This is a genomic window from Flavobacterium sp. (assembly GCF_027484705.1).
Taxonomy (GTDB): Bacteria; Bacteroidota; Bacteroidia; order Flavobacteriales; family Flavobacteriaceae; genus Flavobacterium.
Map to the genome: position 1 here is coordinate 83929 of NZ_JAIXSL010000004.1, position 15360 is coordinate 99288.

Sequence of the window (15360 nt, forward strand, 5' to 3'; positions counted from 1 at the left end):
ATTTACATAAATTTTTAGGGAAATGTATACTGAAGTTTTAATAGCCAATAGATCGGTTTTTTAAGCATTATCCTGCAGACCTTGTGGCAGAATTCTGTTATTCAGCATTTGACCTGAAAATCCGCAAGAGCAACAAGCCAGAAAAGTATATTATTAACTTAACAAAGAGAGATGAGCAACGCAACAACAAGAAAAGATTTTTTAAAGAAGAGTTTGTTTTTGGCAACGGGAATTACGATTGCGCCAAATTTAATTTTTTCACAAAGTGAAAAAGCAAATGAGGGTATTGATGCTAAAATCGTTTATGAATTTGTAAACGAGGCACATACAAATTTTGATGCAGTCAAAAAAATGCTTGAAGCACATCCCTTATTGCTTAACGCTGCCTGGGATTGGGGCCATGGTGATTTTGAGACAGCGCTTGGCGCTGCGGCTCATATGGGGCAAAAAGAAACGGCCAATTTTTTAATATCTCATGGTGCACGAACAGATATTTTCGTATTGACTATGCTTGGGAAAACTGCCATTGTAAAAGCAATGTTGAAAGAATACCCCAATTTATTGAACGCACAAGGCCCACACGGATTTACGTTATTGCATCATGCGGAAAAAGGGGGTAAAGCGTCGGAAAAATTATATAAACATATACAAAATCTTGGTTTAACAGATACGTTTGTAGAACTTAAAAAATAAAAACCAAATGAAAGTAAAAGTAGATTCCATAATCCTTTTTGTGCAAAATATTGACCATTTAAAAGCATTTTATGTCAATATGTTGGGGTTTGAAATTGTCGAAGAAAACAGTTCCAGTTGGCTGTTGCTAAATGCGGGCAGTTGTACTATAGGACTGCATAAGATTGGTGCAGAATACATCGAAGAAAATCAAGAAGCGTTTAAATTTGATAACAATACTAAAATAGTATTTGAAATCGAAGGCGATATTCACGTTTTTAGAGAAAACCTGACGTCAAAAGGCATCAAACTTAAAGAAGTAATGTCTTGGGAAAATTATCCCTATTGGCTATGTGATGGGGAAGACGCAGAAGGAAATGTTTTTCAGTTAAAAGCAAAAAAAGAATAATAGGCTTATCAAAAAGAGAGCAATAGGAAGCGATTTTTTAAATATACAATAGCCACCTTAATTTTAACATCTGAATTTAACCATGTTCAGGTGACGGAATAATTATTCCGAAAACAGCTAATCCAGATTTGGTTTCAAGAATGGCTAGTGATCGGGTCTATTTGAAAACAGGAAAAGTAGATACTTTACTATTTACTATGCTGTTAGGGAATGCAATTAAAATTGCGTAAGTCGGAGTAGTGCTCATTATAATTTTTATAATGGCATTAGCGTGATGGCGTAAGAAAGGAAAAACTGCTGCAAACGTTAAATAGAAAACAACTTATGAAAGTATTAAATATCCATAAAAGAGAAATTAATCAACCAAAAAATGAGATTGTTGCTTTATTCAAAACATTGGCATCTGCTAACGACCTGATGATTGCAACTGATAAATGGCCACCAATGAAATTAGATAAAGGTCTGCAAGTTGGCTCAAAGGGTGGTCATGGTCCGATAAAATATCATGTTATCGATTATAAATGGGATGAGTCGATACTCTTTAAGTTTGACTTAAAAGGATTTGATGGAACACACAAATTCAATATTTTGGAAACCGATCAAAATAGAACCGAGATTTCACATACCATTGAAATGGTCACATCAGGTTCTGCTACATTCAAATGGATTTTTACCATTCGTTGGCTACACGACGCCTATATTGAAGATGCATTTGACAAAGTTGAAAATCATTTTGTCACTTCAAAAAAAACAACAGCGTGGAGCCTTTGGGTTCGAATACTGAGAAAAATAATGAAACCTAAAAAGAAATAAAAGCAACATAGTGATGGTACTATCAATTTTATTAAGTTGCATTTTAATCGGGCTTGGATCCATTCATTTTTATTGGGCTTTTGGCGGAAAATTTGGATTTGCCCGAACACTACCCACCAAAATAACTGGTGAGAAAGTTTTAAATCCAAAAAAAATAGATTGCTTGATTGTAGCGTTCGTGCTAACTTTATTTGGCGTTTTTTATGCCATTGAATCCGGACTTATAGTTTTTAAATTATCAGAATGGATAATAAGTTATGTCAGTTGGATTATCCCAATAATTTTTATTTTAAGAGCCATTGGTGAATTTAAATTTGTTGGTTTCTTCAAATCTGTAAAAGAAACAAACTTCGGCAAATCAGACACAAAAATATACACTCCTTTATGCTTAATCATTGGTATATTGGGAATAACGATAACTCTTTTAAAATTTTACCATGCCCACTAAGTCAATATTACTCCGGTAATGATCCAGAAAAAGTTACAGAAACGCAACCCCCAATTTATTCAATCGTCAATAACCTGAAGAATTATATAAAACAGCTCACAGGATTTTTCGAGAAAGTTGCAAAAACGAAAAAGGGGAAGTGGTTTTAAAATATTCAAAGAAGTTTCTTATCACCATGGCAGAACTCAAGGGTAATGGTTATGAATTGAAAGAAGCGAAAGTGAACCCATTAATAGGTTTATTTATCAAGCTCATGTTTCAAATTCAAATAGAAATTTCTTTTGGAACTATTTAGTTTCCGGATCATTGCCGACAACAGTTGTTGACTTTCACTCCCCAATATTAATTGTCATTTTAAATATTTAGTTAGTAGTCAAGTCCGTTCCCTATCCATTAAACCAACAAATCAAAGTCTCGAAATTCGTGCTAAACATTATTGAGACCAAACAAGTTCCGGAGCCTCAATAAATTACAGTTTTTTGATCATTGAATTTGAAAGAATTCGGATAATTTAGAACAGGAGAAGTATTCAAGTAAGATTATTCTGTTAGTGTAAATACGTAATTTTTATTGTAAATACATATAAAGTCCTGAAGGTCATGTGCATTTTAAAATTCCATCATTATATTTATTATAGATTTTAAGCTGTAATTTTTACCTGCCAGTTAACAAAGAATGCCACAATTGCTGCTATGGGAAGTCATGGGCAGCATTAGCTGTAAATATATTCAGGAAAGAAAATCCAGAATTGGAAGGTGGAAATGCGAATATTTTCGGCTGTGAATGTTTTAAAAAGCTTACAGGTTCTTATACAAGGAACACAAATTTTTAGCGGAAGTGTTGTGTTGTCAATAGATCTAACTTGAAAAATCATCGGGAGGAATAGCAACATATCCCTTTCGGATAGTCAAACTTATTGCTTAATTATTATGATATTCATTTCTTACAGGAGAAAAGACGAACCTTTTGCTGCAGGCAGGATTTTTACGGACCTTAGCCATACATTTGGTAAAGAGTTTTTGTTCAAGGATGTAGATAACATAAGGTTTGGAGACAATTTCAAGGAAGTAATTTTTAACCATATCAGCAAAGCGCAGATATTTTTGACAGTTATTGGTGAAAATTGGAATGAGCAAAATGAGGAAGGCTTGTTTAGGTTATTTGAAAAGGAGGATTACATCAGGTTGGAAATAGAATGTGCGTTGCATAACGGCACACGGATAATCCCTGTTCTGATTGGTGATGCTAAAATGCCTAAAACAGACTCAGTTCCGGAAAGTATTCACACAATACTACCTTTAAATGCCGCTAAGGTTCGGGTAGATCCTGATTGGACTCCGGACATGCAGCGTCTGACAAGTATAATTAAGGATCTTATTTCTAATGATAATGCCCTTATTGATGCTGCACAAGTCAATAAAGACGTAAAGGCAGAGGAAAACTTATGGAGTTACGCCAAGAAAACAAACATTATAAAAAGATATAAATCTTATCTGGAGCAGTTCCCCAACGGGAAGTATGCTGCCGAAGCCAAAAGCAAGATTGAAACCATCAGGAAAAAATTTATAGCGGACGATATTGAGTCGCAGGAAACAGAAATTACTACAGAAACCCATGAAAAGCTCGACAATGTCTTCATCACCGTTAAAGGAGGTGAATTCATTATGGGATCCTTTGGAACAGAAAATGAGGAACCTCCACATAAGGTTAGTCTACAGGGGTATGCCATTTCAGGAACTCCCGTAACAGTTGGGCAGTATCGTACTTATTGTTTGCAAACCGGTAAGCTTATGCCTGGCGCGCCCAAGTGGGGTTGGAACGACATCCATCCTATGGTCAACGTAACCTGGCACGAAGCTTTTGCTTATTGCGAATGGGCAGGGGGAAGGCTACCTACTGAAGCCGAATGGGAATATGCCGCCAAAGGTGCCCATAAATCTGAAGAATCTGCGCCTTTAGGACAGCTTGAATTTTCCGGACGATCTATTGGCAAGCAATCGGAAACCATGCCAGTTGCGACCTATGAGGCCAATAAAATAGGACTATATGACATGGGTGGCAACATCAATGAGTGGTGCTATGATTTTTATGCGGATTATGATTCGGGTAGGAAAATCAACCCGAGAGGGCCGATGCGGGGAATCACAAAAGTCGTAAAGGGCTGGCCGTTTGACGATACCAGGAACCGCTCCCATAGCCAAAGAAAAGAATCGTTCGCAGATGAGCGTAGCAGCAGCCTGGGTTTTAGGATTGTAAAGGAAATTTTAAACAGATAAGGTATGAACAGTATTATACACAATCCTTTTAGAATCCTGAACAGTTCCATTGCTGCGGACCAGAAAAACATAAACAGGAATTATTCCGACCTGCAAATGTGCATAAAGTTCGATGACATTAACCAAATCGATGACAGTTGGAAAGGTATTCTGCCCAGGATAGAATACTCTGAGACACTCATCAATGATGCCCATCACAAAATATCAAACGATAATGACAGGCTTTTTCATTCGTTGTTTTGGTTCCAGATCAACAATCAGACAGACTCGGCTTTTTTCGAGGCGGTAAAGCAAAACAACTTTTCCCATGGCCTCGCGCTGTTGCAAAATGAAACTGCCAAGCCGCTTACCGACACGAACTTTTCTTCCTACAAGAACTTCGCATTGTTGAGCTTGATTTCGCTTTCAGGGCAGGCCACTTCTAAAACCAATGTCCTAAGGGGCATTTCGGTGGCTTTCGAATCGATCTATTTTTTTACCGAAAACCAGAACCATACCTTCCTGCCTGGAACAGAATATATAACAGACCTTACGACGGTAAGGGTTCGTTTTGCCAAAGAGATTGCCATGATTCTGAAGCCATTCGTCGGTGAAGGAAAACGGTTCAAATTGAGCGAGATCATCGGTGCCATCCCGGAATTGCCAAAAATTGAGATTGTCATTGATGTCATCACGAAAGAGTATTCGACCATACCGCTGGAAATGCTCAAAAAAAAGATAGAAGAAGCCGACCAGGCTTTAGAACAGGATGAGGCGAATGATTTTGAAAACGGTTATAAGATTGGCGCCGGACTATTGGATTCCGTTCTTCATCTCTACCAGAGTTCGGCTGCGTTGATGCTTGAAACAGAGTATGCCCTGATTTCAGATATGCTTGCCTCAACGCTCAATTTCTGTGCGGTAAAGCATTACAATAAAAACTACAAAAAAAAGAACGGGGCAGTCGTGACAAAGAATACGATCAGCCTCTCGGAAAAGGCATTGAGCATATGCATGGATGCCAGTACCAGGGAAACCATAACGGCCAATCTGGAAGTTTATCGCTCCAATAAACTAAAACTACAGGTTGATGCCATTACGACAAAACTGCCCGATAATATTTATGTCTTAAGCAACGCTGAAATAGATGCGATACCCGGAAAAATATTAGGGCTGCTCATTGAGTATGATGCCCTGATGGTAAAATTGAAAAGCCGTGAGATAACATTTGATGAAATCAGCATCGACCTCAATGATGAGCTGGTCTTTACGGTTTTCAACTTTATAATTGATTATATAAACCACACAGGGAAAAATAAGGAAATGCTACAGGTTTTAAACAAGCTGTGTACTTATCCGATGTCTGAAAGTGTGGCCAGCTTCTACAACAAGAACATAAAAGTCTACAATGAGAATATGCAAAAAGCCACAGATAATTCCGGTTGCGCAGGCGTGTTGGTGATCATGATCGTATCAACCGGATTGGCTTTTTTCGCACTAATGCAAACAGTAATGTAATTATCAAGCTTATGGACCCTAAAATTTTCTTACTCATAATATTCGCAATACTGTTGCTGATGTTCTTCGCATTGTCGGCCGTATTTATGGCTGCGATGAGAATATACATTCCTGTTCCCGGAGAACTGCAGTCGGAGCCTGCCAGTCTGGAACCCGCTGAAGCCATTCTCGAGATTGACCATACACCGTTTATCAAGATGTCCATAGAAATTACAAGGATGAAGAAACGACTCGTCAAATCGGAATTCAAGGACAGGAAGCATTTAGAAAAAGCCCTCGAGCGGATCGAAGAATTCTTCAAGGAGAAAGGCTATTATATCATTGATTACGAAGGCGTGTCTTATGATGAGGGCATGAACCTGATTGCGCATTTCGTGCCTTCTGAAACATTGAACCCCGACGAAAAAATAATAACAAAAGTGATAATCCCTCAAGTAAACTTTCAAAACATCCTGATACATCCTGCTGAAGTCGAGGTGAGTTTTGGAGAATAAATTCTTATAAGATGGCAATGAAAAAAATTAATTTTGGTATAGACCTGGGCACTACAAATTCCGCATTGGTAAAGGTAAACCAAGGGTCGTTGATGGTATACAAAAGTGAATTCCAGAAAGATACGACACCGTCGTGTGTCAGTTTCAACAAAAAAGGAAATATCAGGGTCGGGGATGGAGCGCTCAATGGTTTTCGCAGTGATATGAGGCTCGCCTTGCGGAAAACCGATGACAATACTTCAAATACCTTTCTGGAATTTAAAAGGACAATGGGCACTGACAAGGTGTATTACAGCTCCAATGTCAGCGAACAGTTCTCTTCCGAGCAATTGTCAGCGGAAGTCCTGAAAAAGCTAAAGACTTATGTCGATAATGAAACGGTTGATGCAGCTGTAATCACAGTGCCCGCAAAATTCCGGCAGAACCAGCTCGACGCCACGCAAAGGGCAGCAAAACTCGCCGGATTCAAGTATGTGGATTTATTGCAGGAACCCATAGCGGCCTCCATAGCTTACGGATTGGAAAGCAAAAACCTGAATGGCTTCTGGATTGTCTTTGATTTCGGAGGAGGAACATTTGATGCCGCACTCATGAAAGTAGACCAGGGCGTCATGAAGGTCATAGATACCGAAGGCGATAACCACTTGGGCGGTAAGAATATCGATTACCAAGTTGTCGATGAGATATTCTTTCCTTTCCTGCGCAAAAACTACCAGATCCAGGAACTCGAAAACAATCCGCTAAAAAAAGCACTGTTGCGTGATGCTCTGAAATCATTGGCCGAAGAAGCCAAAATCCAGCTCAGTGTAAAGGATAAGTATGAGATTCTGACCGACGAGCCTATCTGTCTGGATGATGTCGGTGAGGAAATTGAAGTTGACCTGCAGCTTGACGTTGCGCAGTTCCACGATGTAGTGAGGCCTATATACCAAAGGTCTGTCGATATCATCAAGACAATACTGGACAGGAACAATATGTCCAAAAGCCAGCTCAATACGATAATACTCGTAGGAGGTGCCACCTATTGCAGGCTCATCAGGGAAATGCTTGCCGCGCAGATTTGCCCGAATGTAGACACCAGTATAGATCCTATGCTCGCCATAGCCAAAGGTGCGGCCGTGTATGCCTCTACAAGGGATGCACAAATTACCGATACCAACAATGATGCTCAGCAACCATACCAGCAGCGAGATTCCAACGACATCTTGGAACTTGATATCACCTATCCAAGCACAACGACAGAAATGGAAGTAAAGGTTGGGATTAAAATCCTCAACAAAGACGAGAAGAACTACAGCTATCAATTGGCGCGCAACGATGGTGCCTGGACAAGTGAGACCATTAAGTTCAATAACGACAGGGCAGTTTTATCGGTGCTACTACTCAAGGACACCATCAATACATTCAAAATAACCATGATATCAGATCAGGGCGATATCGTAGCTTTCCACCCAAACTATTTCTCCATCATACAAGGAATGGATATCGCCAATGCCACATTGCCCTATTCGATCTGTATCGATGTATTCAATTCCAAGCGCCAGGCAGATTTATTAGCGTTACTCCCAGGACTTGAAAAAAACCAAAAGCTTCCGGCCAAAGGGAAAGCGCTGTTCTATACACCATCTGATATCAGGCCAGGACACAATGAAGACAGGATAGAAATTACGATTTATGAAGGCGATCCTGAAACCCGCGCGGTCTATAATGAACCCATAGGCAAACTTTCTGTTACCGGAGAGCATGTAAACCGTTTCATTCCGGCACATCAGGAAATAGAGGTCATGCTTGAAGTGGACAGTTCGCGCAGGATGAAGTTGTCGGTTTATTTGCCTTATATCGATGAATCGATCGATTTCGATTTGCCTGAGATGAAGCAGAACGAGTATGATTCCGAGAATATCGTGGCCGAGATCAATACTGCTAGGGACGAGCTTTTCCACCTTAAGGGAGAACCAAAGCAAGGGCAAAACGAAAAGGTCCTGAAACTTAGCAACGAGCTCGATGTCATCAATACGCTATTGCAAAACAGCGCGAATGATTACAATACTAAAACCCAGGTTGTGGAGCGGCTACGCGAAATCTGCATCATAATCGATAATTTGAAATACCAGAACGAATGGCCTAAAGTCGAAGAAGTATTGCGCGAAGGGTTTGAAAGCATGGGCGAGATCATCCAGACTTATGGCGATGAGAACCATGCAAAACAATTTGCGTTGCTGCAGAAAATGGCCAATCAGATATTGGTTACAAAGGATATTCCCAATGCTAAGTTGCTCATAGAAAAAATTATGGATTTCAGGCAGGAATTGATCAACCGCAATCCGCAGTCATGGGTATATGCACTAGAAAACTTTGAGATGCAGTTTGACCTTTATTCCTGGAATGACAGGCAATTGGCGAAGGACACCATGGATTATGCACTCCAGAATATAAGCAACGCTGCCGTAGTGAAAAGTTCTGTCCTCAAACTGTTTTCCTTATTGCCAAACGAAGAGAATGAGGAAATCCTGAGACCAATTAAAAATAATTACAAACCACGGATGAATTAAACTCTAACGCAATCTAGAATGATTTATGAGCTTATTTATTAATCCCTTAATTAGCTAAAAATGGAAGATGTTAAAAATCAGGATTTGGTACTCTACAATCAGGTAGTGGATATGAAAAGAAACGGCAAGACTAAAGCTGAAATCAAATTGAGCTTGACAGAACAGGGCATTGATGAGGTCAAATGCAACGAAATCCTCGGCAATGTCTACCGTTACGATGATAAAATAAAAAGTTCTGAGTCTTCAGGCAATATAGGTTGGGGATTATTTCTGATATTAGTAGGGGTAATTGCAACGTCAGCTTCCGATGGGCATACGGTTTTTTATGGGGCCATCCTTGTTGGGATTTATAAATTGTTCAAAGGTTTTTCGCAAAACTAAAATCAAACTTTTAATTCAAAGGATAATATGGAAACAACATTTTCTTCGCGTTGGGGGCATTTGGCCCAGAGATATGAAAAGCAGCAACCCAGAAAAATATTGTCGCTCGATGGTGGCGGGATACGTGGCGTATTGACACTCGAAATCCTGCTCGAACTCGAAACGCAACTAAAAGCCACTTCAACAAAAAAAGAAGATTTCAGGCTTAGCGATTACTTTGATTATATCGGCGGAACCAGTACAGGTGCTATTATTGCTGCCGGATTATCAATTGGGATGTCGGTTACTGAATTGCTTGATTTTTATGAGAAGCGCGGTGAAGCAATGTTCGATAAGTCTTTTCTGTTTAAAAAAGTCAAATCTTTTTATAAAGACGGACCGCTTCTGAATGAATTGAAAAATACGTTCGGCACCGGAAGCATCGATATTCTCTCTGCAAGCGAAAAACCTTTTAAAACACTTTTGTTGGTGGTAACGATGAACAGATCTACAGATTCTCCATGGCCCATCAGTAATAATCCCGACGCCAAATATAACAACAAGGAAAAAAACGATTGCAATCTCAAAATACCGCTATACCAACTGGTTCGTGCAAGTACTGCGGCACCGGCATATTTCCGGCCTGAAACCCTGCAATGGGATCCTGCCGATCCTGATAAAACCTTTGTTTTTGTTGATGGAGGCGTTACACCATACAACAATCCCGCTTTTCTGATGTATCGTATGGCAACCCAAAGTCCGTATAAATTAAACTGGCATACTGGTGAAAAAAATCTGCTGATTGTGTCGGTCGGAACAGGATCGGCGGCAAGTCCGGGGGTGTATGACAATCTTTTGGAGACACTGACGGAACTCCCGACCAATCTCATGTATGCGATGCAGACCGATCAGGACATTAATTGTCGTACCGTCGGGCGTTGCATATATGGCGCTCCAATCGACCGGGAATTGGGAGACCTAATTCCACTGGATGCTAATAATAAAGCACTGCCGTTAGATAGTGACGCGAACCGCCATTTTAGTTATGTTCGTTACAATGCTGATCTGAGTCAGGAAGGATTGAATGCCCTCGGACTTGATGATATCGATAGTTCCGAAATCAGAGCAATGGACAATGTTAAGAATATTACTGACCTCAGACTTGTAGGAAGGATAACCGCAAAGAAACAGGTAAAAGTAAGCGAGCATTTTATTAATTTTAAGAACGAATCCTAAAATTAGTAATCCATGCATACACTTTTGTTTACCGGGCATTTGATTGATTCAAAAAATAGAAAATCACCACGCTTTCCCGCAGAAAAGGAATCGTTGGTCAAAGATGCGATGACAAACCAAATTATGGAAATCAATGCCCAGTTCACTAATCTCATAGGCATTGCAGGCGGAGCTAGTGGTGGTGACATATTATTTCATGAAATATGTGCTATGCTAAACATCCCGACGGAAATCTATCTTGGACTTTCGGTTGAAGATTTCATGTCTGAATCAGTTTCCCCCGCTGGAGCGCATTGGGAAAAGCGATACATGAATCTCATTGATACATTGCCAGTGCACATTTACAAGGGCTTGAAGGAAGGTGAGAACGTATGGGAGCAAACCAACCTCTGGATGCTGCGCAGCGCCATGAAAGACGGACCCAGGCAGGCAACCCTGCTAGCACTATGGGATGGTAAAGAAGGAGACGGCCCGGGCGGTGTGGCACATTTCATTGAAGCCGCAACGCAATCTGATGTTAAGGTCAAAACAATAGACATTAAATGTATTATAGATAGACTGCATATTGCATCAGAAACAGTAAACAAAGCAAAAAAATAAATAAATTATGATACATCCGGAATTATTAAAATTCGCACCTGAACCCACGCCGTTAATCAATGGCAATCTATGGCATGTTTTTCTTTCTTATCGCTCGGTAAACAGGTCTTGGGTTTTAAACCTCTATGATATACTGACGGAATTAGGACACAAGGTTTTCTTAGACCAGTATGTTATGAAATCCGGGGATATATTGATAGAACAGCTCGAAAATGCGTTGGAAAAAAGCCAAGCTGGAATCCTTGTTTGGTCGAACGAAGCAAGGGATTCAGAGTGGGTCAAAAAGGAATACTATACCATGGAAAGTAAGGTCACCAAAGACAAATCATTTCATTTTGTCCCCCTAAGGGTAAATCAGGTGAGTTTGCCACTTTTCGCGAGTAACAGGATTTTTATTGATTTTTCGGCATATCCTGACGGGCCGAATGGCGGTGATCTGATAAGATTGTTGCATGCGATTGTCGGTCAGCCTTTGAGCGCGGCCGCGGTTAAATTCTCAAACGAGCTTGACGAATCCTCCGAGATGGCTTCTGCACAGGTCAATGCATCGATAAGGAATGGCAGGGATGAAAGATTGTTGCAATTGTTTGATGCAGGTGGCCTTCCATGGGAAACATCAGCGGCACTCGGCTGTAAAGCCGCGAATGGTTTGATTAGCCTTAAAAAATATACTGAAGCAATAACGATGCTCGACAAGCTTGAAAAAGCATTCCCAAAATCATTAAGACCCAAACAACTGAAAGCTTTGGCATTAGCAAGAAGAAATGAAGGAAATGACGCTGAAGATTCGCAAGAAATTTTGGGTATCCTCAAAAGGCTCAATTATTTAGATACGGAGTCGTCGGGCATTTATGCAAGGACATGGATGGACCGCTATGAAAAAAGCAAAGACATCAATGATCTGCTGCAATCTCGAACGCTCTATGCCGAGGCTTTTGAAAGATCTCCGGATGATTATTACACGGGGATTAATGCAGCAGCAAAAAGTATTTTCATTGGTACAGATGAAGATATTGCAACGGCATACGATTATGCGGATCGCACTCAAAAAATTGTAGGTGATCAGATGGTTCCCGACGATTATTGGAAAACCGCGACTGTAGCAGAAGTGATGTTGATTAAAAAGCAATATAAAGAAGCGGGGGCAATGTATGCAGAAGCCATTCAAATCGAACCAAAATCTTTTGGAAGTCAAGAATCTACAAAAAAACAAGCCTTAAGATTATTAGAAAAACTAAAAGCCACCGAAGAGGAAAAATCATGGGTATTGGCTGCGTTTAAGCATTTGAATTGAACAATTGTCTTGACTGGATTTGAAATTAATAATTTTAAATTTTGAAAAATGAAAAGAGCATTACCACTATTACTTTTTTTCATATTGTCGAATGCATTCGCCCAACATCCGGAAAAGAAATGCGATGATGTTTATCATGCGGCAAACAGTCTGTTCCTTAAAGGTGATTATTCGCTCGCGATAAAGAAGTTGTCGGCTTATAAATTGTGCGGAAATACTGCCCAGAATAAACAAGCTGATGAATTGCTCCTTAAAATTTACAACACCGTAAACCAGCAAAAAAAAGAAGCAGAACTTCAAACAAAAATTGCAAGAGAACAGCAGTATTTAGCAGAAAATAGGGCAAAAGAATTAGAAGTTTCAAACAAAAGAATCACCCAAGCCAATATTGAATTACAATCCGGAAGCCTTGCTATTCAAGCCCACGAATTATATGGTAGTAAAGATTATACCAATGCACTAAAGAAAGCATACCAAGCCTATACAATTTATCCCGGAAAAGATGCTATAGGAATATTAAAAGCCATCACCAGTGATTCTGACGCTATCTTTTTCGAAAAGCAAAGGAGTGTTTCCGGGAACATGGATTTTTCGTTATCCAGAAATGAAATTACTATATCACCCGATGAAAAATTCTTAATTTCGGCCTACCATAACCTTGTTTTTTATAGCCTAACCGACACTATTATAAAGTTTATCAAACCTGTTCAGGAAACGATACAACAGCTCTCATTCTCAGGTGACGGAAAAAGTTTTGCAACACTACATAAAAACGGCAAAATTACGATTTGGAATTATCCGGAATGCCGACAGTTAAGTTTTATAACGCCTGAAGCTAATAAGGATTATCGTGACTATTCAGATCATAAAAATATTGCAATATCCTATGATGGAAGTGAACTCATTTATTCCTGTAAGGAATCATTGTGTATATATTCTGTAAACGATAATAAAATGAAGGTTTCGCGCATGCCCGGAAAAAAAGAATATCAAATAATGTCAATCATGGTACCTAAAAAGCAAGACAGATTCTATCTTGAATATTCTGAAGGTTTTCTTACAATGGATTTTAATGGGAATATTATCAATAAAAAACCCACGTTTAGTAATGGTTCAACGATAAGCAAATTATCACCTAGCGGTAAATATTTAGCTTTTGCACGATACAATAACGATAGCATTGTCGTATATAACGTTCAAAAGCCGGAGGAACCCGAATATCGCTTCAAAACAAATAATGGAGGTACTTCGGCAATAGGGTTTTCAGCGGCAGATGATAAAATTGTTGTCGGTTCATACAGTAATGGTAAATCAATCTTATATGAATTAGGTGATGATCGTCCAGTTAAAGTACTTCGCAATGAGTCGACCCCAAAAAGCATTGATTTTATAGAGAATGATCAAAAGGTGATAATTACTGATTATTCTAATGCGATAACCTGGGTGGTTGAAGAGAACCAAAGAACTCCAAAATGCCATACAAAGTATATCAGCAGCGCATCATTTTCAGCTGACGGTCAATATATGGTTACAGGTAGTATAGATAATGATGTAAAGCTTTTTGATAAAAGAGGCAAGTTGCTCGATACTTTCTCCCACAGCAGGTATCTTAAAGATGCAAACTTAACTTTTGATGAAATTTTAAATGAAACATCAAGAATGTATTTGAGCAGCACGAATGTTGACTATACATCCATTAGCCCTGATGGCAACTATGTATTGTTTAAATATTCCAATGGTATATTGCTGATTTGGGATTGCAAAAACAATAAATTCCTGAAGAAGTTTGAGGTTGAGTCTGAAAATAAAAGCAAATCATCTATAATTGAGATGCCTCAAAACAGCATCATTTTTTCCGGTAATGGAGAATTTTGTGCTTTCAAAAAGGCAAATGATAAAATCGCATTATATTCTTTTGCTGACGATAAAGATTTCTATTTCGATATGGAAGATATCGTGTTTTCAAACACTTCCTTTTCACCCGATGGAAAATTGCTGTGCTTTGCCAATTCCGCGAAAATTAGAATCATAAAGTGTGACAGCAAGGAAACGATCTTCGAAAACATTGTGCCATCTGAAATCGATAAAATTTATTTCACTGATAATGTGAACATTCTAATCATAAATAAAAGGGGATCGATTTCAATGCACAATTCCCTAACAAATAAAATCATCTTGCTGAAATCCTATATAGCTGAACCGGAATTTGTACATTATTCAAACCATGAAATCATAGCAGTTTCAGGATCACATACAATTAAATTGATAGATCTTGCGAGCGATACAGAACAAATAATAACAACAGGCATCGATAAGATTACAATGCTTGCCTGGGTAAATGATGCTTATATTGTTCTCGAGAGACAAGATGTTTTAGAAGTATGGAATGTTCCACAGAGAAAAAGGACTGGGATGATATATCGTGGCATGTATGATCCAACGCATATTTATCCAATCCTTGATAAAAATCTTATTGCCATAAGTTCTACGGGCTATGACGGTGACAGTGGAGATGTATCAATTTATAATTTAAAAGGCGAGCTTCTGCAATATTTTCCTGAAATGACATTTCCTCACAATCCGGAATCGATAGTGACTTCAGATGGAAATTATCTGCTGGCTGTACCCTGCAAAAAGAAAGAAAACGACGGGACTTTAAAAATATTAACCCTTACCGATAAAATTTTGTCCTATATAAAACAATAAATT

13 protein-coding genes are annotated in these 15360 nt (G+C 39.1%); all 13 read left to right on the forward strand.

All coding sequences use genetic code 11. The annotated features are described in order from the left end of the window. The first annotated feature begins 171 nt into the window (after positions 1-171). The 13 genes from Q0058_RS01285 to Q0058_RS01345 all read left to right on the forward strand — a co-directional run bounded on the left by Q0058_RS01285 (position 172) and on the right by Q0058_RS01345 (position 15357). Positions 172-693: a hypothetical protein gene (locus Q0058_RS01285; protein WP_298220892.1), complete on the forward strand. Its 522-nt coding sequence runs from the start codon at positions 172-174 to the stop codon at positions 691-693. 7 nt (positions 694-700) lie between these two features. Continuing rightward, a complete protein-coding gene (locus tag Q0058_RS01290; RefSeq protein ID WP_298220894.1) occupies positions 701-1081 on the forward strand; it encodes a hypothetical protein in 381 nt (126 codons plus the stop codon). 324 nt (positions 1082-1405) lie between these two features. Then, the gene (locus Q0058_RS01295) at positions 1406-1894 is read left to right on the forward strand and encodes a hypothetical protein (RefSeq protein WP_298220896.1); all 489 of its coding nucleotides are present in this window, start codon (positions 1406-1408) and stop codon (positions 1892-1894) included. 13 nt (positions 1895-1907) lie between these two features. After that, positions 1908-2342 carry a DUF3995 domain-containing protein gene (locus Q0058_RS01300; RefSeq protein WP_298220898.1) on the forward strand — a complete coding sequence of 145 codons (435 nt, stop codon included), beginning with the start codon at positions 1908-1910 and terminating at the stop codon, positions 2340-2342. A gap of 929 nt (positions 2343-3271) precedes the next feature. Then, positions 3272-4618 (forward strand): SUMF1/EgtB/PvdO family nonheme iron enzyme, encoded by a 1347-nt coding sequence (locus Q0058_RS01305; RefSeq protein ID WP_298220900.1) that lies wholly within the window; start codon positions 3272-3274, stop codon positions 4616-4618. Between the two features lie 3 nt (positions 4619-4621). Next, on the forward strand, positions 4622-6115 hold the full coding sequence (locus tag Q0058_RS01310) for a hypothetical protein (protein ID WP_298220902.1): 1494 nt from the start codon (positions 4622-4624) through the stop codon (positions 6113-6115). Positions 6116-6126: 11 nt separating this feature from the next. Continuing rightward, a complete protein-coding gene (locus Q0058_RS01315) occupies positions 6127-6609 on the forward strand; it encodes a hypothetical protein (RefSeq protein WP_298220904.1) in 483 nt (160 codons plus the stop codon). Between the two features lie 17 nt (positions 6610-6626). Continuing rightward, positions 6627-9161, forward strand: coding sequence for an Hsp70 family protein (locus tag Q0058_RS01320; RefSeq protein WP_298220906.1), 2535 nt, complete (start codon positions 6627-6629; stop codon positions 9159-9161). Between the two features lie 60 nt (positions 9162-9221). After that, complete coding sequence (locus tag Q0058_RS01325) at positions 9222-9542, forward strand: hypothetical protein (protein ID WP_298220908.1); 321 nt, start codon at positions 9222-9224, stop codon at positions 9540-9542. A 27-nt stretch (positions 9543-9569) separates the two neighbouring features. Then, positions 9570-10757, forward strand: a complete 1188-nt coding sequence (locus tag Q0058_RS01330; protein ID WP_298220910.1) for a patatin-like phospholipase family protein — start codon at positions 9570-9572, stop codon at positions 10755-10757. A 12-nt stretch (positions 10758-10769) separates the two neighbouring features. After that, a complete protein-coding gene (locus Q0058_RS01335; protein ID WP_298220912.1) occupies positions 10770-11357 on the forward strand; it encodes a hypothetical protein in 588 nt (195 codons plus the stop codon). 7 nt (positions 11358-11364) lie between these two features. Continuing rightward, positions 11365-12651 carry a toll/interleukin-1 receptor domain-containing protein gene (locus tag Q0058_RS01340; protein WP_298220914.1) on the forward strand — a complete coding sequence of 429 codons (1287 nt, stop codon included), beginning with the start codon at positions 11365-11367 and terminating at the stop codon, positions 12649-12651. Between the two features lie 48 nt (positions 12652-12699). Next, a complete protein-coding gene (locus tag Q0058_RS01345) occupies positions 12700-15357 on the forward strand; it encodes a hypothetical protein (protein WP_298220916.1) in 2658 nt (885 codons plus the stop codon). The last annotated feature ends 3 nt before the right edge of the window (positions 15358-15360 follow it).

What these genes read in the sequence shown, in the direction of transcription:
- Q0058_RS01285 (WP_298220892.1), top strand. Translation starts at nt 172, where the DNA reads ATGAGCAACGCAACAACAAGAAAAGATTTTTTAAAGAAGAGTTTGTTT.
- Q0058_RS01290 (WP_298220894.1), top strand. Translation starts at nt 701, where the DNA reads ATGAAAGTAAAAGTAGATTCCATAATCCTTTTTGTGCAAAATATTGAC.
- Q0058_RS01295 (WP_298220896.1), top strand. Translation starts at nt 1,406, where the DNA reads ATGAAAGTATTAAATATCCATAAAAGAGAAATTAATCAACCAAAAAAT.
- Q0058_RS01300 (WP_298220898.1), top strand. Translation starts at nt 1,908, where the DNA reads ATGGTACTATCAATTTTATTAAGTTGCATTTTAATCGGGCTTGGATCC.
- Q0058_RS01305 (WP_298220900.1), top strand. Translation starts at nt 3,272, where the DNA reads ATGATATTCATTTCTTACAGGAGAAAAGACGAACCTTTTGCTGCAGGC.
- Q0058_RS01310 (WP_298220902.1), top strand. Translation starts at nt 4,622, where the DNA reads ATGAACAGTATTATACACAATCCTTTTAGAATCCTGAACAGTTCCATT.
- Q0058_RS01315 (WP_298220904.1), top strand. Translation starts at nt 6,127, where the DNA reads ATGGACCCTAAAATTTTCTTACTCATAATATTCGCAATACTGTTGCTG.
- Q0058_RS01320 (WP_298220906.1), top strand. Translation starts at nt 6,627, where the DNA reads ATGAAAAAAATTAATTTTGGTATAGACCTGGGCACTACAAATTCCGCA.
- Q0058_RS01325 (WP_298220908.1), top strand. Translation starts at nt 9,222, where the DNA reads ATGGAAGATGTTAAAAATCAGGATTTGGTACTCTACAATCAGGTAGTG.
- Q0058_RS01330 (WP_298220910.1), top strand. Translation starts at nt 9,570, where the DNA reads ATGGAAACAACATTTTCTTCGCGTTGGGGGCATTTGGCCCAGAGATAT.
- Q0058_RS01335 (WP_298220912.1), top strand. Translation starts at nt 10,770, where the DNA reads ATGCATACACTTTTGTTTACCGGGCATTTGATTGATTCAAAAAATAGA.
- Q0058_RS01340 (WP_298220914.1), top strand. Translation starts at nt 11,365, where the DNA reads ATGATACATCCGGAATTATTAAAATTCGCACCTGAACCCACGCCGTTA.
- Q0058_RS01345 (WP_298220916.1), top strand. Translation starts at nt 12,700, where the DNA reads ATGAAAAGAGCATTACCACTATTACTTTTTTTCATATTGTCGAATGCA.